Genomic DNA, 17,274 nt, shown 5'->3' with positions numbered 1-17,274 from the left:
ACGTATTTATGCGATCCAATTTGGGTCCACCCCTATTCAGCATACAGGCGGCACTACCGCGAAGCTGTAGATATTCAGATGAGGGCATGGTATTGAGGCCTGAGAGAAGCAGGAACGCAAAGCTGACGCACTGGCCGTACCCATTTAGCGGCACTTTGCGTTGATCCGATTGTTACCGAACGCTGCCTGAATCACCGTATCAAGGGCGTGGAAGGTATCTAAAACCGCCGCCAGTATTTTGATGAACGCCGGGCAGGCTGGCGCTGTGGGATGCGTTTGTGATGTTGTTCACCGATCCGCTGCAAGTGCTTGATTACCTGAAAGGCGAAATTAAAGGGTTGCTGGATCCCCTGCTGTGGGACGGCGCAGGCGATACCATATTTAATTCCCTCACCAGCACAGGATATGACATATGGCGGTCAGGTGCAGTTACAGGCAGCGGCCAGCAATCCGGTTGCCTCCATGACCAGCAACGCTATCAGCAATTCCTCCTGGCAGGTTTCGCAGCGTACAGACGTGTGGATCGGAACTATTGAGTTCCAGACGCAGGCCACCTATGCAAAAGGACAACATTTACACTCTGACCTTTCACCGCGTATTATTCCCTGTGAAGACCACCACGGATGATCACACAAGGAATGTAAACTAATGGCCGCATTACAGTTTCCCAGTACCCTATTCAAAACCCAAAAGTGGATGGACGACTACAGCGCCAGTGATATGCGCTGCGGCGATCTGACCGAAGCACAGTTAAAATCCCATTACCGACTGGATTACATCTCTGACCGGGTTGATCCTTACACCCTGACCCGGCGTTCTTCAATGGATCGTCCTCAGTCCATGTTCTGCTGTAATCTGCGCAGCCAGGGTGAAAAGATTACCCGCCAGCAGTGTGCCATAATCCTGTTTGATGAGTTCCGACAGTTATCTCGCAAATTTTCTCTTTATGGGCCGTACAGCCACCTGATCGAAAAGATGATCACTCACATGCAGAACGGTAACGGTACGCCCTTTCGTGATGTGTCTTTGGACCGGGCGTTAAAGGAGCATATTATCAGGGATAACTCGCAGGGAAATAGTACACGTGCGTTATTGCAGAAAGCGTTTGAAGACAATATAGACTGGGAAAATAACATTTTTCCATCTATTGAAAAGGCAAAGCTATATGAAGCCATATCTGGTGGTAAATTGCCTAAATTCGACAGATTCCAGGATAATTTCAATGGAATGGGTATTACCGTTCATGATACCTGGGCAACGCATATCAACATAAAATCACTGCATATCGATAATGGCCGTTTCCGGGCAGTGGTGCATTACAAAGTTCAGGACCATTTTGGTCTGGATAATGATGATATTCTGAAAAAAAAATTTAGCCAGTTCCATTTATTCCGTATCTGGTTTGTTCTTCAGCGATACAATCACTTTGGCTTCAAGCCATTCATGACCAATATGGAAGCTACCGTCGAAATTACAGGAACCCGTAAATGAAAGTGAACAATAAGAAAGCCATTCTTCTGCTCTTTCTGGCGGTCTGCGTACTACCTGGCTACTGGCTTTGGTTGTCTCTGCGCCCAGTGGAGATTGTCGCTGTTCATCACAGAAGTAGCGGGTTTAGTGATGTTCTGGTTACCAGGTTCCCGTTGACAGATAAAGAAAAAATCAACTGGTGGTTAAAAAATAAGGATATGTTGAATGATAAATATGGCATTCCAAAATCTTATTCAAATGGTTACTTTTATGTAACCTTCTGGGTGTTTGGTGAAGGATATAAGGAGGAAGGGAAATATGACAGACTTTGCTTTATTGATATGAAGCCGCCAGTAAATTGCATTGAAAAAGATAGGGTTTTTTCAATTAGTTCCAGTAAGAACAGAGGCATTATATTTACAGTAAATGATGGCGAATATCGCATGGAAAAAGATGGGAAAATAATAAAACTTAAAGACAAATAATGCCCGCCCTCGCGTAAAGACAGCATCATCCCTTCCTCCACGGCTTTCACCAGCTATGCGGAAGTAGCAAAATACTCAGGAGGCTGTCACGACGTGGCTGCAACATCCGCTACCAGCCTGGACAGATGTGTCTTTGCATCATAAATATTCAGCTTCTGCATAGATCCCCCTGTGGATTACGACAATAATCTTAAAGCACCCGAGCCAGCTTCATAAGCCCCCCGGATTTTTATTGTAGGCTTACCGCCGCCTTCCGGCTAAAATGCCCCCTGTTTTTTTATGGATTACTTTGAGGCTCACCATGCAAACTCTTCCTCCCTGCCCTAAGTGCCAGTCAGAATACACCTGGCAGGATGGCACCATGCTCAACTGCCCGGAGTGCGGGCACGTCTGGTCTGAAACCGCAGATGCGGCGGTTGAAGACACACTGATCGTTAAAGACGCTAACGGCAATCTGCTTGCCGATGGCGATAGCGTCACCGTGATCAAAGACCTGAAGGTTAAAGGCAGCTCGACGCCGCTAAAAATCGGCACCCGGGTCAAAAGCATCCGTCTGGTAGAAGGCGATCATAATATCGACTGCAAGATCGATGGTTTTGGTCCGATGAAGCTTAAATCAGAGTTCGTGAAGAAAAACTGATTCGGCGGGTCGGCACGGTTTTATCTCGTAGAGATTGATGCACTATGCCGTTAACATGCGCTGGCGGGGCTTCCACCAGCGCATGTTTTATATGTTGCGACTTTGCGAGTGACCCCAGCCAGCAAATTTACGCGGATATCAAAATCTTCCGCTCCCCTGTAATCAGAAAGCCGCAAGATCCATGTAATATTTTTAAAATTCCAGTCGTCAAACTACTGCCGATCCTTCATGCTTGCTGCCGGTTATTCAGGAGCTGGCTATGTTACTTACTGTTCTCTATATCATCGGCATCACGGCAGAAGCGATGACCGGCGCGCTGGCGGCAGGCCGTCGTCAGATGGATATGTTCGGCGTGATTATTATCGCCTCGGTTACCGCCATTGGCGGCGGCTCCGTCAGAGATATGCTGCTGGGGCACTATCCGCTTGGCTGGGTAAAACATCCTGAATATATCATTATTGTCGCTGCCGCAGCGGTAGTGACTACCCAGCTTGCCCACCTGATGCCCCACCTGCGCAAGGTTTTCCTGGTGCTGGATGCGCTCGGCCTGGTGGTATTTTCCATTATCGGAGCCAAAGTGGCCTTAGATATGGGCCATGCGCCAATTATTGCCGCGATATGTGCCGTTGTTACCGGAGTGTTTGGCGGCGTGCTGCGCGATATGTTTTGCAACCGCATCCCCCTGGTGTTTCAGAAAGAGCTTTACGCCGGTATCGCCTTTGCATCAGGCTGGCTCTATATCCTGTTGTTGAAGACGCCCCTGTCACACGAAACGACCATCACCGTTACCCTATTGTTTGGCTTTATTGCCCGCCTGCTGGCGCTGCGCTTTAAGCTCGGCCTACCCGTCTTTAACTACCATGATGCGGAGCACTGATCCGTGCCGGAATATTCTGCTCTAAAAAGGCGATCAGTGGCTGCACCTGTGGCGCGGTTAAAAAGGCCATAATCTGACGCGCGAGCGTCTGTCCCACTCCCGGTAGCTGCTCCATGCTGATTCGCCCCGCGCCAGTATGGTCTGCCAGCTGTCGTCCTCCATGGCGTTCAGCGCCCTTTCTGGAACAGGTACGCCCAGCGCCCTCACCCATCGCTTAAAGGGCATCCGCTTACTCAACGTGAACTGGTAGTAGAGTTGACGGGCCCGTGGCTGAGTAATCCCTTTTATCTCACTTAGCTGCTCCGGCGTCAGCAACAGCCATGAGAAGAGATGCTCCGGGTGAGCTGCCTGCATCAATTTCTGCCAGCTACTACGGTTTATGCCCTGCATATCAAGTCCATTACGGCTACTCAGCCAGACCAGTCGGGCAAGAAATTGCCCGCGGCAGGCAGGGGTTAGCGTGAAACAGCTAAGGGAATGGTAGCTTTCCGGGTCTGGGGTCGCAGGGGGATCGCGCTGACTCACGCGCCACACGACGTCATCCAGACGTGGAATACCCTGGCCCGCCAGGCTGATTGAAACCCGATCGCCCGGCACGATATCCGCGGACTGCCACTGTTTAAGCGATCCCAGAGTGACGCGGCGAACCTGTTTATCGTCCAGCACAACAGGATCCAGATTGAGCACTACGCTGATTTTCCCGGTTCGCCCAATCGTAAAATCAACGGATTTCACATCGGTCGTGACCCGTACGGGATCGTACTTCCATGCAACCGCCCAGTCACCGTTGCCGGGGAGCCAATATTGCCCGGCAGCGGGCGGGCTGTGGACGACCACGCCATCGGTGACAAAAGGCAGTGGCTGAGAAAACCAGCGCGTGCGCCAGCCCTCAACGTCACCGGCATTACTGACCGGCTGGCTCCAGCTGGCCGCCAGCGTAAAACCGGCCTCGCTCAGTTTCGCTACTCTCTCCTGCATGGTGGCGGGGCCATCAGGCCAGCCCCAGATAAATACCCCCACCCTGCTAAGCACCTCTGACGCGCTGGTTCGACGCATTGCTCCTGCTACGAGGGCGCGCGCATTGACTCCCCCCTGACTGGCCTGTTGATGACCGTTCATCAACAGGAACAGTTCACCCTGTAGCGTAAGCGAGCCTGAAAAATCAGGTATACGCTGTGGAATAGCAGGGATCAGCGCGGCTTTCGCCGTCCAGTCTTCGCCGCGCAGGCCATCTCCCCGGCTAATTAATCTTACAAGCCTGCTCTGATGGTAGTGAAGGGTCACCGCCACACCATCCACTTTAGGCTGCACCCAGAGGTCGGTTTTCCCCACCATCCAGCGTGCCACTGCCTGCTTATCAGCCAGTTTACGGACGCCCGCATGCGCAACGGGATGGAGCATTTTACCGCCCTGCGCCAGCTGGGGCTGGCGGAGATCGCTCTGCGGGACAAAGCAGCGCTGCCAGGCCTGATAGGTCTGGAGCAGTGCATCGTAGCGTTCATCCCCGACGGCGCTGACCCCCTTTCGGTAATAGGTATCATCCCATTCGCTCAGCTGCTTTTCTAACGCTGTCATTTCGCTCGCCGCGCGGGCGGGTGTCCACACCGGGCACTGGGCCTGAAGAGTCGAACAGCACAGTGCCAGCAACAGTAATAAGATCCGCATCCTGCCTTCTCCTTTTTGTTCTGTGCGAATTAAAACGCAGGATAAGCGGCCTGACGACGGGAAAGGAGAAGGAGTGGAAAGCAGTACCAGAAATATTTCATCAGGGATGAAAAATTACCGCCAGGCTGCGAACGGCTATACATTTATAGAGAAAAAGCACGGCGGTACGCCTGAAACGCTGCATCAAGTGCCCCAGCCGTGTATACTGTGCAGGAAGTAGACTCCGCTTTATTGGCATATCAAAGATAATCATGGCTCAAGGCACTCTTTTTATTGTTTCTGCTCCCAGCGGCGCGGGTAAATCCAGTCTCATTCATGCCCTGCTAAAAACGCAGCCGCTGTATGACACTCAGGTTTCTGTCTCCCATACTACGCGGGGAGAGCGTCCCGGTGAGCACCACGGTGAACATTACTATTTCATCTCGCATGACGAATTCCGCAGTATGATTCAGGAAGGCGCCTTCCTTGAGCATGCTGAAGTGTTTGGGAACTATTACGGCACGTCGCGCAAGGCCATCGAGCAGGTGTTATCCACCGGCGTGGACGTTTTCCTTGATATTGACTGGCAGGGTGCGCAGCAGATTCGTGAGAAAATGCCCCAGGCCCGCACAATTTTTGTGCTGCCGCCGTCAAAGGATGAACTGGACCGCCGGCTGCGCGGACGCGGTCAGGATAGCGAAGAGGTTATCAGCCGCCGTATGGCGCAGGCCGTGGCTGAGATGAGCCATTTTGCGGAGTATGATTACCTTATTGTTAATGATGATTTCGATCTGGCTTTATCCGACCTGAAAACCATCATTCGCGCTGAGCGACTGCGTATGGGACGTCAAAAATCCCGACATGACGCGTTAATCAGCAAACTATTGGCAGACTGAGGACAACTCAGTATGATGCCCAGTCATTTCTTCTCCCGTGGAGTATCACAATTATGGCACGCGTAACCGTACAGGACGCAGTAGAAAAAATTGGTAACCGTTTTGACCTCGTTCTGGTCGCTGCACGCCGTGCGCGTCAGATGCAGGTAGGTGGTAAAGATCCACTGGTTCCTGAAGAAAACGATAAGTCTACCGTTATCGCCCTGCGTGAAATCGAAGAAGGCCTGATCACCAACCAGATTCTGGACGTGCGCGATCGTCAGGAACAGCAGGATCAGGAAGCCGCTGAGCTGCAGGCTGTTACTGCTATCGCTGAAGGTCGTCGTTAATTACCAGCCTGAAGGCCGCCCTTGTACCTGTTTGAAAGTCTCAATCAGCTGATTGAAAAATACTTGCCTGAGGACCAGATTAAGCGCCTCAAGCAAGCCTACCTTGTCGCACGTGATGCCCACGAGGGACAGTCTCGCTCCAGCGGTGAGCCTTATATCACCCATCCGGTTGCCGTAGCCTGCATCCTTGCTGAAATGAAGCTCGACCATGAAACGCTTATGGCCGCGCTTCTTCACGATGTGATCGAAGACACGCCCGCCACCTACCAGGATATGGAACAGCTGTTTGGTAAAAGCGTTGCCGAACTGGTAGAGGGGGTGTCGAAACTCGACAAGCTGAAATTCCGCGATAAGAAAGAGGCCCAGGCCGAAAACTTTCGCAAGATGATTATGGCGATGGTGCAGGATATTCGCGTCATCCTGATCAAGCTGGCTGACCGTACGCATAATATGCGCACCCTCGGCTCGCTGCGCCCGGATAAACGCCGGCGCATAGCCCGCGAAACGCTGGAAATTTACAGCCCGCTGGCCCACCGCCTGGGTATCCACCACCTGAAAACCGAGCTTGAAGAGCTGGGTTTTGAAGCGCTCTACCCTAACCGCTATCGCGTGATTAAAGAAGTGGTCAAAGCCGCTCGCGGTAACCGTAAGGAGATGATTCAAAAAATCCTTTCGGAAATTGACGGCCGTCTGCAGGAAGCCGGTGTCCCCTGTCGCGTCAGCGGCAGGGAGAAGCACCTTTACTCCATCTACTGCAAGATGCACCTCAAAGAGCAGCGTTTCCACTCGATCATGGATATTTATGCCTTCCGGGTGATCGTCAGTGATGTGGATACCTGCTATCGGGTTCTCGGTCAGATGCACAGCCTGTATAAGCCCCGTCCGGGCCGGGTGAAGGATTATATCGCTATTCCCAAGGCTAACGGATACCAGTCGCTGCACACCTCAATGATCGGGCCGCACGGCGTGCCGGTAGAGGTGCAGATCCGCACGGAAGATATGGATCAGATGGCAGAGATGGGTGTCGCGGCTCACTGGGCTTATAAAGAGCAGGGCGAAAGCAGCACCACGGCACAGATCCGCGCTCAGCGCTGGTTACAGAGCCTGCTGGAGCTTCAGCAGAGTGCCGGAAGCTCCTTTGAATTTATTGAAAGCGTCAAATCCGACCTGTTCCCGGACGAAATATACGTATTCACGCCGGAAGGCCGCATTGTTGAACTGCCGGCCGGTGCCACGCCGGTGGATTTTGCCTATGCCGTGCATACCGATATCGGCCATGCCTGCGTTGGCACACGCGTCGATCGCCAGCCTTATCCGCTGTCACAGCCACTGAGCAGCGGTCAGACCGTCGAAATTATTACCGCGCCGGGCGCCCGCCCGAATGCGGCCTGGCTAAATTTTGTCGTCAGCTCGAAAGCACGGGCGAAAATCCGTCAGCTGCTGAAAAACCTCAAGCGTGATGATTCGGTCAGCCTGGGGCGTCGTCTGCTTAATCACGCACTGGGCGGAAGCCGCAAGCTGGCTGAAATCCCGCCTGGCAACCTGGAGCACGAGCTGGAACGTATGAAGCTGGCCACCCTGGACGATCTGCTGGCAGAGATTGGTCTGGGTAACGCCATGAGCGTGGTGGTGGCGAAAAATCTTCAGCAGAGTGACAATCCACTACCGACCAGTCAGCGCACTTCCTCCAGCTCCCGCAGCAAGCTCCCCATTAAGGGCGCGGATGGCGTGCTGATTACCTTTGCCAAGTGCTGCCGCCCTATTCCTGGCGATCCGATCGTTGCCCACGTCAGTCCGGGTAAAGGCCTGGTGGTGCACCATGAGTCCTGCCGTAATATCCGTGGCTATCAAAAAGAGCCCGAGAAATATATGGCGGTTGAGTGGGACAAAGTCACGACCGATCATGAGTTTATGGCCGAAATTAAGGTGGAAATGTTTAATCATCAGGGGGCGCTTGCCAACCTGACCGCCGCCATTAATACCGCAGGCTCCAATATCCAGAGCATGAATACGGAAGAGAAAGATGGTCGGGTCTACAGCGCCTTTATCCGTCTGACGGCCCGGGATCGCGTTCATCTGGCAAATATTATGCGCAAAATCCGCGTAATGCCGGATGTGATTAAAGTCCACCGTAACCGGAACTAGCGCATGAATGCTCAACGCTACGCCCGTATTCTGGAGATGTTGGCCGCACGCCAACATGACCTGACCGTCTGCATGGAGCAGGTCCATAAGCCTCATAACGTCTCTGCGGTGATCCGCACGGCGGACGCGGTGGGCGTGCATGAGGTTCATGCCGTATGGCCGGGCAGCCGCATGCGAACCATGGTCTCCTCTGCGGCAGGCAGCAACAGCTGGGTGCAGGTGAAAACGCACCCTACCATCGCGGACGCGGTTTGCCATCTTAAAAGTCAGGATATGCAGATCCTGGCGACCCATCTGTCTGATAAGGCCGTCGACTTTCGCGAAATCGATTACACCCGACCAACCTGCATTTTGATGGGCCAGGAAAAAACCGGTATTACCCGTCAGGCGCTGGAACTGGCTGACCAGGAGATCATTATCCCAATGGTTGGCATGGTGCAGTCCCTTAACGTTTCCGTAGCCTCTGCACTTATCCTCTATGAAGCACAGCGCCAGTGTCAGAACGCCGGCATGTATCAGCGCCAGGCCAGCACCCTGCCGTTCAGCGAGCAGCAGCGGCTGCTGTTTGAGGGCGGTTATCCCGTGCTGGCCCGTGTCGCTAAGCACAAAGGTTTGCCCTACCCGCAGATCAACGATCGGGGCGAGGTGGTAGCCGATGCTCAATGGTGGGCAACGATGCAGTCATCGGGTCGAAAAAAATGAATGGTCGCCTTCTGGATACCGTTCCGTTAAGTACCCTCGCAGGCGTTGGCGCAAGCCAGGCGGGAAAGCTGGCAAAGCTGGGGCTGGTTACCGTGCAGGATTTGCTGCTTCATCTGCCGCTACGCTATGAAGATCGTACGCAACTTTATGCCATCAATGACCTGCTCCCCAATATTTACGCCACGGTAGAAGGTGAGGTCCTTAACTGCGATATCTCCTTTGGCCGCCGAAGGATGCTGACCTGCCAGATAAGCGACGGCACGGGCATCCTCACCCTGCGTTTTTTCAACTTCAATGCCGGAATGAAAAACAGCATGTCGCCCGGCAGGCGCGTCACCGCTTACGGTGAGATCAAGCGCGGCCAGCGCGGCGCGGAAATTATCCACCCGGAATACCGGGTCCAGGGCGAGAACACCACGGTTGCGCTGCAGGAAACCCTCACCCCGGTTTACTCCACGACGGAAGGCGTACGCCAGGCCACGCTGCGCAACCTTACTGACCAGGCGCTGGAGCTGTTGGATACCTGCGCCATCGCTGAACTGCTGCCCCCCGAGCTGAGTCAGGGGATGATCGGTCTGCCCGCCGCACTGCGTATGCTGCACCGCCCGCCGCCGGATATGGCGCTGGTTGACCTGGAACATGGCCGGCATCCTGCGCAGCGCCGTCTGATTATGGAAGAGCTGCTGGCGCACAATCTCAGCATGCTGGCCGTTCGCGCCGGTGCCCAGCGCTATCATGCATTACCGATGACTCCCCGGCACGATCTGAGCAGTAAGCTGCTGGCGGCCCTGCCGTTTAAACCGACCGCCGCACAGGTTCGCGTCGTCCAGGAAATTGAGCATGACCTGGCCCACGACTATCCGATGATGCGTCTGGTGCAGGGGGATGTTGGCTCAGGGAAAACGCTGGTTGCCGCCCTGACCGCGCTTAACGTGATCGCCTGGGGCAAGCAGGTCGCCCTGATGGCGCCGACCGAGCTGCTGGCCGAACAGCACGCCAATAACTTCCGCCAGTGGTTTGCGCCACTGGGGATTGAAGTGGGCTGGCTGGCCGGTAAGCAAAAGGGCAAAGCGCGGCTGGCTCAGCAGGATGCCATTGCTGCCGGCCAGGTTTCGATGATCGTCGGTACGCACGCCATTTTCCAGGAGCAGGTGCAGTTCAACGGGCTGGCACTGGTGATTATTGATGAACAGCACCGCTTCGGCGTTCATCAGCGGCTGGCGCTATGGGAAAAAGGCGAGGAGCAGGGTTTCCATCCTCATCAGCTGATTATGACCGCCACGCCTATCCCGCGTACGCTGGCAATGACCGCCTATGCCGATCTGGATACCTCGACCATCGATGAGCTTCCACCGGGCAGAACGCCGGTCACGACGGTCGCTATTCCGGATACGCGTCGGGCTGAGATTATCTCGCGGGTGAAAAGCGCCTGTACCGATGAAGGCCGACAGGCCTACTGGGTGTGTACCCTGATTGAGGAGTCCGATCAGCTAGAGGCTCAGGCGGCAGAAGCCACCTGGGAAGAGCTGAAGCTGGCGCTACCGGAATTACAGATTGGGCTGGTACACGGCAGGATGAAACCCGGGGAGAAGCAGGCCGTAATGCAGGCCTTTAAAGAAGGCACCACGCATCTGCTTATCGCCACTACGGTTATCGAGGTTGGCGTGGATGTGCCAAATGCCAGCCTGATGATTATTGAAAACCCCGAGCGGCTGGGACTGGCGCAGCTGCATCAGCTACGCGGACGTGTGGGACGCGGATCGGTAGCCTCTCACTGCGTCCTGCTTTATAAGGCGCCGCTAAGTAAAACCGCGCAGAAACGCCTGCAGGTTTTACGCGACAGTAATGACGGTTTCGTCATTGCCCAGTGCGACCTGGAAATTCGCGGGCCGGGCGAACTGTTGGGCACGCGTCAAACCGGTAACGCCGAGTTTAAAGTCGCCGACCTGCTGCGCGACCAGGCGATGATCCCAGAGGTGCAGCGCGTCGCCAGACATATCCACCAGCACTATCCGCAACAGGCAACGGCGCTTATTGAGCGTTGGCTACCGGAAACGCAGCGTTATACCAACGCCTGAGCCGCTATCCTTCGCCTGAAATCCGCCGGAACACCGCTAATCTTATCCAGACGCCCTTTACCCCTGCGTCTCACCCCGCCGCCGCTGTCCGGCCATAAACCTTCTGACAGAGCCAACGTTACCCCTGGCTTAAATATTTAATATCCCTGATGTTGGCAAAATGCCTATAAAAATATTGAAATCACTGATGTTTTTGTATCTGCCGGATAATAGCGGCGATTTTTCAGGCGTGAAACAGTAATGATCCCCCTTGAAAATTTATGAATTTTCTGCACAAAATTCGCGGCTGTGCAGGGCAATCATTTTCGAATTCAGGGAGCAACAATGAAAATCGTCACAACCTCTACCCCTTCCGCTGAGGATCAGGAATACGTCATCAGCCATCTCTGGCAGCATAACAGCCAGTTCGACGCGGTCGATATTGAGCCACTGCTGGTAACGCTCCGCAGTGAGGATAATCAGATCCACGGAGGACTGGTGGCGAAGACGTGGTGGGAAGGCCTGGAGATCCAGTATCTGTGGATCAGTGAAGCACAGAGAGGGAATAATCAGGGCAGGGCGCTGATGCTAAAAGCGGAAGAGATCGCTAAAGCACGGGGATGCAAGATGGCCTATGTCGATACGTTCGGTTTTCAGGCCAGAGGATTCTACGAAAAGCTGGGCTACCAGGTATATGGCAGCATGGACGGCTATTTAGGTAAACATACGCGTTATTATTTGCAGAAAATATTTTCCTGAAAGGGAACATGCTATGGCGTCTTCCAGCGATGGGAATAATGTGCTGTCGGCTTTTATTTGTATGATGGAAAATCTTGCTGAGCCCTGGGGTATTAAAGATCTTCAGTCCAGACATCTTTATATGAATAAAGCCGCCTGTCGCTATACAAATACGCCCCCGACGTTCAATGTTGAGGGAGAGCTCGATCAGGACTTTCCCGCGCTATGGGCTGAATGTGCTGAAGATTTACAGGAACACGATCGGCGGACGGAGGAATCCCTTGAGCGCGTCAGTGTTATTGAGACGCACTACTGGAATGGTCTGGATTATCTGACGCCCTATATCAGTGAGAAATTTCCCTTTTTTAACCGTGACGCCCAATGTATTGGCACCGTCTGGAATGCACGACCGCTGGATAATCTGACACCCGCGAAAGAGATGGCAAATATCTATTCACTGAGTGTTAAAACCCTCGAAAACAGAATTTACAGCATATATCAAAAAGCAGGCGTTCATTCGCTCCGGCAGTTTGAAGAATTCTGTGAAAATACTCATCTCGGAAACTACATCCCAGGTCGCCTGATCCAAAAAGGGATCCACTTCATTTAAAAAGGATTTTCTATTATGAAAATTGACGATTTTCCTCTTAGCCGCGTACCGGCGACGAGTCGCGTTTCTCTCCTTAGCGTCGCCATCGTACATATGGGCATGCTGACCGCACTTGACCAGTTTATGCTGGGTGCCGTGTTAGGCGACAGTATGCCCCTCGGGGATGCCTTTACGGCGATTATCCTCGGAAGCCTGATCTTTGGTTTAATCACCTTTGGCTTTGGCTACATTGGCATGAAAGAGGGCCTGTCAGGGAGTTTGCTTGGACGCTGGTGTGGCTTCGGCAAAAGCGGATCGGCGCTGATCGGGGTGGTGGTGGCCATCAGCCTGTTGGGATGGTTTGGTATACAGAATTCCCTCTTCGCCCGTTCTCTGAGTGCGGCGACGGAGGGAAAGCTGAGTTTTTCACTGGCGGCCACCCTTTCCGGCCTGACGCTGACCCTCATCGTGGCCTTCGGGTTTCGGGCCCTGCGATTTACCGCGCGTTTTGCCGTGCCGGTTTTTATCGCGCTCATTGCCTGGATCTCCTGGCATACGCTTATCTCCGATCATGCCAGCCCGCCGGTAATGTCCGGGCAGAGTAAGGAGATGCTCTCGATCAATGCGGGTATCACACTGGTGGTGGGCGGCGCTATTCTCGCCAGCCTGATGACACCTGACCTGACGCGCTATTCCAAAAATGGCCGACACGTGCTGATGATCACCCTCGCGACGATTATTCTGGGTGAATTCATTATCAACGGCCTGGCCATTTTTATTGCCCGCAAGCTGAACACCGGCGACATCATGTCAATCATCACCCTCTCTACGGGCAGCCTCGGCCTGCTGGCCGTGATTTGCTCCACGCTGAGGGTCAACGATCTCAACCTCTACTCCTCAGCGCTCGGTATTGTCAATGCGGTGGAAAGCACTACCGGTAAAAAGCTCAGTTATTCGGCCGTAACCCTCGGTCTTGGCGTGCTGGGTACCGGGCTGTCGGTGTGGGGCATCCTCGACCATTTCGTCGACTTCCTGAACCTGCTTGGGGTCGTCGTACCGCCCGTGCTGGGCGTGATGCTGACCGAGTATTTTGTGGTGAAGAAGTACAGCGTCGCGCTAAAAACCTCCAGGGCAGACGGCACACTTCCGGATAAGACCGTTACGACCGGCTGGGCCGCCATACTCGCCAGCCTTGCCGGGAGCTATGTCGGGTTGAGCGTTCAGTGGGGAGCACCGACCTTAAACTCCTTTTTAGTGGCCTGTATAAGCTACATTCTGTTTGAATCCCTGAAAGTCAGTGAGTGGTGTGGCAGGCTGCGCAGAACGCCGGTGCGCTGACGCTAACTCTCACGGCAAACGTTTGCTTTTACCCTGTATAAGATTAAAATCGCCACTTTGTTCACCAGGGAACCGTGAGAATGTCCGTCAATATCCCCGATGCCGCATCCGGCCGTCAGCATGCTGCTGCGGCAAAAAGCGAACTGCTCTATCGTCTGGACGATCGACCACCGCTGCCGCAAACGCTGTTTGCGGCCTGTCAGCATCTGCTGGCGATGTTTGTGGCGGTCATCACGCCCGCCCTGCTGATTTGCCAGGCGCTTGGCCTGCCCGCGCAGGATACGCAGCACATTATCAGCATGTCGCTGTTTGCCTCCGGGGTGGCCTCGATTCTGCAAATTAAGACCTGGGGGCCCGTCGGTTCAGGACTGCTATCGATTCAGGGCACCAGCTTTAATTTCGTAACGCCGCTGATCATGGGAGGAACCGCGCTGAAAAGTGGCGGTGCGGATGTGCCAACCATGATGGCGGCGCTGTTCGGCACGCTTATGCTGGCCTCCTGTACCGAGATGCTGCTTTCCCGCGTGCTCCATCTGGCACGCCGTATTATCACCCCGCTTGTCTCAGGGATTGTGGTGATGATTATTGGCCTGTCGCTGATCCAGGTGGGTCTGACTTCCATCGGCGGCGGCTTTACCGCAATCAGTAATCATACCTTCGGCGCGCCGAAAAACCTGCTGCTGGCGGGCGCGGTGCTGGCGGTGATTATTTTGTTAAACCGCCAGCGCAATCCGTGGCTGCGCGTGGCGTCGCTGGTGATTGCTATGGCCGTCGGCTACCTTCTGGCCTGGATGCTGGGCATGCTGCCGTCGTTTACCACCGCCTCCTCCTCACCCTTAATCGCTGTCCCAACGCCGTTATATTATGGCCTGGGCATCGACTGGAATCTGCTCATCCCCCTTATGCTGGTCTTTATGGTGACCTCACTGGAAACCATCGGCGATATCACGGCAACCTCCGATGTTTCGGAGCAGCCGGTCAGCGGACCGCTGTATATGAAACGCCTGAAGGGAGGCGTGCTGGCTAACGGCCTGAACTCCTGTGTCTCGGCGCTGTTTAATACTTTCCCCAACTCCTGCTTTGGTCAGAACAATGGCGTTATCCAGCTGACCGGCGTCGCCAGCCGCTACGTGGGTTTTGTGGTCGCTCTGCTGCTGATTGTGCTCGGCCTGTTCCCGGCGGTGAGCGGATTTGTCCAGCATATCCCTGAACCGGTGCTGGGCGGCGCTACGATTGTCATGTTCGGCACCATCGCCGCCTCGGGCGTGCGTATCGTCTCGCGCGAGCCGCTCAACCGTCGGGCAATTATGATAATGGCCCTCTCCCTGGCGGTCGGTCTGGGCGTATCCCAGCAGCCTCTGATCCTGCAGTTTGCCCCGGACTGGCTGAAAACGCTGCTCTCCTCCGGCATCGCGGCAGGGGGCATCACCGCCATTATTCTGAATCTGCTCTTCCCACAGGAGAAGTAAACCGCGCTTCCCTCCCTCCTGCGCTTACAGGCGGGCGATATTCACGTCGCCCGCGACCATCCGGCGGTTGAGCTTCGGTAATAATTCAGGCATAACAACCTATCAAAAATGCTCATAGGGAAGGGTGCAATGAAACGACTCGGAAAAATTCTGCTTACGCTACTGTTGCTGCTTTTACTGGTGGCTATCCTGCTCTATGTCCTGCTCCAGACGCAGTGGGGGGCCGGATGGATAAGCCGCTCGATCAGCCAGCGCACCGACTATCAGCTGGCGTTCAGCAAGCTGGAGCATAACTTCTCCGATCCCTCGCTTCTTACCCTTGATAACGTCTCGTTTGGCCGTAAAACTCAGCCGGCAACGCTGGTGGCGAAGCGGGTGGACCTCGGGCTGAGTCTCGCCCAGTTTACCCACCCAGGGCACTTCAGCAGCATCAGACTGGAAAAAGGGACGCTGAACGTCTGGCGCACCGCCGCGCCGCTTCCCCTGGAAGCAGATCGTCTCCAGCTTAGTGAGATGGCGGTGGACGCCCCCGACGGTGAACTGCCCATTAAAGCAGAGCGGGTCGTCGGCGGCCTCACCCCCTGGAAACCGCAGGCGGGGAATATGCCTGGCAGCGATGCCCGTTTCCAGATGAGCGCAGCCTCGCTGAATGTTGGCGGCTTTCCCGCGAAGAATGTGCTGCTTCAGGGCAGTATCAGCCAGCAGCAGTGGGTTATCAGCAATTTCGGTGCCGATCTGGCACTTGGCTCGATCACTGGCCGGGCACAGCGGGACGCCACCGGCCGCTGGGACGTGGCTAACCTCAGGCTGAACAATATTCGCCTGCAAAGCAGTCGATCCCTTCCAGGCTTTATTGAGCCGCTACTGTCGCTACCGCCGATACACTTTGAGCGCATTGATGTAACCGATGCCCGTCTGGAGGGGGCTGACTGGGCGATCACCGATTTAGATTTGGCGCTTAAAAATATCACCCTGCGGGATGGCGACTGGGAAAGCCGTGAGGGTTCGCTCTCAATGAATGCAAATTCCTTCGTTAATGGCAGCCTTGAGCTGAACGATCCCATCGTCAATATGACCTTTTCGCCAGAGGGCGTGGCGCTGACCCAGCTCAGCTCGCGCTGGGCGAATGGGCTGATCCGCACTGCCGGAACCTGGCAACGGAGCGATAAAAAGCTGACGCTGGATCAGCTGGCGATCGCCGGTCTTGAATATACTCTGCCGCAAAACTGGCGTGACCTGTGGATGGCACCGCTGCCCGCCTGGCTGTCAGGCATTGAAGTGAAGCGGTTTGAGGCCAACAGGAATCTGATTATTGATATCAATCCGGACTTCCCCTTCCAGATGACGTCACTTGAGGGCAGCGGCAGTGACCTGCTGCTGGCGCGGGATCGGCAGTGGGGAATTTGGTCAGGCAGGCTGAGTGTGAACGCCGCCGAAGCAACCTTTAACCGCGTTGATGTCCGTCACCCTTCCCTCGCGCTGACGGCTGACGACAACAGCATTGCGGTGACGGAGATGAGCGCCTTCGTCAAAAGCGGGATGGTTGAAGGCCTGGCTACCCTTTCCCAGCAGCCCCAGCGGGCGTTCTCGCTGACCCTGAACGGACGCCAGGTACCGGCTAACCTGCTGCATGAGTGGGGATGGCCGGATGTTGATCTGCAGGGCGACGGCGATATGCAGCTAAAGATAGAGGGCAGGCTGGCAGCAGGAACGCCGCTAAAACCCTCGGTGAACGGTTCGCTCTCGACGACCGTTAACGACAAAACGGTGCAGCAAAGAATGCAGTCAGGTCAGGTAACGGCGGCGCAGTCGCGCGCAGAGTGATGGCTACCGGATAGCAGTACAAAATTTTTTGTGCGGATCGCCGGTAAAAAAGGACTATATGCGTCGCTCCT

At 54.7% G+C, this 17,274-nt stretch carries 15 protein-coding genes and 2 pseudogenes; 16 read left to right on the top strand and 1 reads right to left on the bottom strand.

Translation table 11 applies throughout. The annotated features are described in order from the left end of the window. Positions 1–126 precede the first annotated feature (126 nt). The 6 genes and pseudogenes from AAGR22_RS00295 to AAGR22_RS00270 form a co-directional block, all read left to right on the top strand. A pseudogene (locus AAGR22_RS00295) lies at positions 127–219 on the top strand (integrase); the annotation flags it as partial. Between the two features lie 59 nt (positions 220–278). Then, positions 279–536 (top strand): hypothetical protein, encoded by a 258-nt coding sequence (locus tag AAGR22_RS00290; RefSeq protein ID WP_345829632.1) that lies wholly within the window; start codon positions 279–281, stop codon positions 534–536. Between the two features lie 112 nt (positions 537–648). Then, positions 649–1,491 (top strand): YPO3983 family protein, encoded by an 843-nt coding sequence (locus tag AAGR22_RS00285; protein WP_345829629.1) that lies wholly within the window; start codon positions 649–651, stop codon positions 1,489–1,491. After that, positions 1,488–1,955: a DUF943 family protein gene (locus AAGR22_RS00280; protein ID WP_345829627.1), complete on the top strand. Its 468-nt coding sequence runs from the start codon at positions 1,488–1,490 to the stop codon at positions 1,953–1,955. The genes AAGR22_RS00285 and AAGR22_RS00280 overlap by 4 nt, the downstream gene beginning before the upstream one ends. Before the next feature lie 301 nt (positions 1,956–2,256). After that, a complete protein-coding gene (locus AAGR22_RS00275; RefSeq protein WP_345829626.1) occupies positions 2,257–2,595 on the top strand; it encodes a zinc ribbon domain-containing protein YjdM in 339 nt (112 codons plus the stop codon). A 259-nt stretch (positions 2,596–2,854) separates the two neighbouring features. Further along, the gene (locus AAGR22_RS00270) at positions 2,855–3,472 is read left to right on the top strand and encodes a trimeric intracellular cation channel family protein (RefSeq protein ID WP_067709245.1); all 618 of its coding nucleotides are present in this window, start codon (positions 2,855–2,857) and stop codon (positions 3,470–3,472) included. Here the strand turns inward: AAGR22_RS00270 and ligB are convergent. Beyond that, a pseudogene (ligB, locus tag AAGR22_RS00265) lies at positions 3,437–5,137 on the bottom strand (NAD-dependent DNA ligase LigB). The gene AAGR22_RS00270 and the pseudogene ligB overlap by 36 nt on opposite strands. 251 nt (positions 5,138–5,388) lie before the next feature. Here ligB and gmk point away from each other — a divergent pair. The 10 genes from gmk (at position 5,389) to AAGR22_RS00215 (ending at position 17,203) form a co-directional block, all read left to right on the top strand. Beyond that, positions 5,389–6,012, top strand: a complete 624-nt coding sequence (gmk, locus tag AAGR22_RS00260; RefSeq protein ID WP_067709241.1) for a guanylate kinase — start codon at positions 5,389–5,391, stop codon at positions 6,010–6,012. 53 nt (positions 6,013–6,065) lie between these two features. Then, entirely contained in the window at positions 6,066–6,341 is a 276-nt protein-coding gene (gene rpoZ / locus AAGR22_RS00255; RefSeq protein WP_067709239.1) for a DNA-directed RNA polymerase subunit omega, read from the top strand. Between the two features lie 21 nt (positions 6,342–6,362). After that, positions 6,363–8,486 carry a bifunctional GTP diphosphokinase/guanosine-3',5'-bis pyrophosphate 3'-pyrophosphohydrolase gene (spoT, locus tag AAGR22_RS00250; RefSeq protein ID WP_067709236.1) on the top strand — a complete coding sequence of 708 codons (2,124 nt, stop codon included), beginning with the start codon at positions 6,363–6,365 and terminating at the stop codon, positions 8,484–8,486. A gap of 3 nt (positions 8,487–8,489) precedes the next feature. Next, complete coding sequence (gene trmH, locus AAGR22_RS00245) at positions 8,490–9,188, top strand: tRNA (guanosine(18)-2'-O)-methyltransferase TrmH (protein WP_345829624.1); 699 nt, start codon at positions 8,490–8,492, stop codon at positions 9,186–9,188. Then, positions 9,185–11,266, top strand: a complete 2,082-nt coding sequence (gene recG, locus AAGR22_RS00240; RefSeq protein ID WP_345829623.1) for an ATP-dependent DNA helicase RecG — start codon at positions 9,185–9,187, stop codon at positions 11,264–11,266. The genes trmH and recG overlap by 4 nt, the downstream gene beginning before the upstream one ends. 324 nt (positions 11,267–11,590) lie before the next feature. Next, entirely contained in the window at positions 11,591–12,004 is a 414-nt protein-coding gene (locus AAGR22_RS00235; RefSeq protein ID WP_067709229.1) for a GNAT family N-acetyltransferase, read from the top strand. Between the two features lie 61 nt (positions 12,005–12,065). Continuing rightward, positions 12,066–12,593 (top strand): PAS domain-containing protein, encoded by a 528-nt coding sequence (locus tag AAGR22_RS00230; protein ID WP_345831520.1) that lies wholly within the window; start codon positions 12,066–12,068, stop codon positions 12,591–12,593. A gap of 12 nt (positions 12,594–12,605) precedes the next feature. Next, positions 12,606–13,910, top strand: coding sequence for a cytosine permease (locus AAGR22_RS00225; protein WP_345831519.1), 1,305 nt, complete (start codon positions 12,606–12,608; stop codon positions 13,908–13,910). Between the two features lie 80 nt (positions 13,911–13,990). Then, on the top strand, positions 13,991–15,379 hold the full coding sequence (locus AAGR22_RS00220; RefSeq protein ID WP_345829622.1) for a uracil-xanthine permease family protein: 1,389 nt from the start codon (positions 13,991–13,993) through the stop codon (positions 15,377–15,379). 129 nt (positions 15,380–15,508) lie between these two features. Beyond that, positions 15,509–17,203: an AsmA family protein gene (locus AAGR22_RS00215; protein WP_345829620.1), complete on the top strand. Its 1,695-nt coding sequence runs from the start codon at positions 15,509–15,511 to the stop codon at positions 17,201–17,203. The last annotated feature ends 71 nt before the right edge of the window (positions 17,204–17,274 follow it).

It is taken from the genome of Erwinia sp. HDF1-3R (genome assembly GCF_039621855.1).
In the GTDB taxonomy this organism is placed as follows: domain Bacteria; phylum Pseudomonadota; class Gammaproteobacteria; order Enterobacterales; family Enterobacteriaceae; genus Erwinia.
This window is presented reverse-complemented; position numbering and strand designations above follow the sequence as displayed.

Coding starts and splice junctions, on each gene's coding strand:
- AAGR22_RS00285 (WP_345829629.1), top strand. CDS start 649: ATGGCCGCATTACAGTTTCCCAGTACCCTATTCAAAACCCAAAAGTGG.
- AAGR22_RS00280 (WP_345829627.1), top strand. CDS start 1,488: ATGAAAGTGAACAATAAGAAAGCCATTCTTCTGCTCTTTCTGGCGGTC.
- AAGR22_RS00275 (WP_345829626.1), top strand. CDS start 2,257: ATGCAAACTCTTCCTCCCTGCCCTAAGTGCCAGTCAGAATACACCTGG.
- AAGR22_RS00270 (WP_067709245.1), top strand. CDS start 2,855: ATGTTACTTACTGTTCTCTATATCATCGGCATCACGGCAGAAGCGATG.
- gmk (WP_067709241.1), top strand. CDS start 5,389: ATGGCTCAAGGCACTCTTTTTATTGTTTCTGCTCCCAGCGGCGCGGGT.
- rpoZ (WP_067709239.1), top strand. CDS start 6,066: ATGGCACGCGTAACCGTACAGGACGCAGTAGAAAAAATTGGTAACCGT.
- trmH (WP_345829624.1), top strand. CDS start 8,490: ATGAATGCTCAACGCTACGCCCGTATTCTGGAGATGTTGGCCGCACGC.
- recG (WP_345829623.1), top strand. CDS start 9,185: ATGAATGGTCGCCTTCTGGATACCGTTCCGTTAAGTACCCTCGCAGGC.
- AAGR22_RS00235 (WP_067709229.1), top strand. CDS start 11,591: ATGAAAATCGTCACAACCTCTACCCCTTCCGCTGAGGATCAGGAATAC.
- AAGR22_RS00230 (WP_345831520.1), top strand. CDS start 12,066: ATGATGGAAAATCTTGCTGAGCCCTGGGGTATTAAAGATCTTCAGTCC.
- AAGR22_RS00220 (WP_345829622.1), top strand. CDS start 13,991: ATGTCCGTCAATATCCCCGATGCCGCATCCGGCCGTCAGCATGCTGCT.
- AAGR22_RS00215 (WP_345829620.1), top strand. CDS start 15,509: ATGAAACGACTCGGAAAAATTCTGCTTACGCTACTGTTGCTGCTTTTA.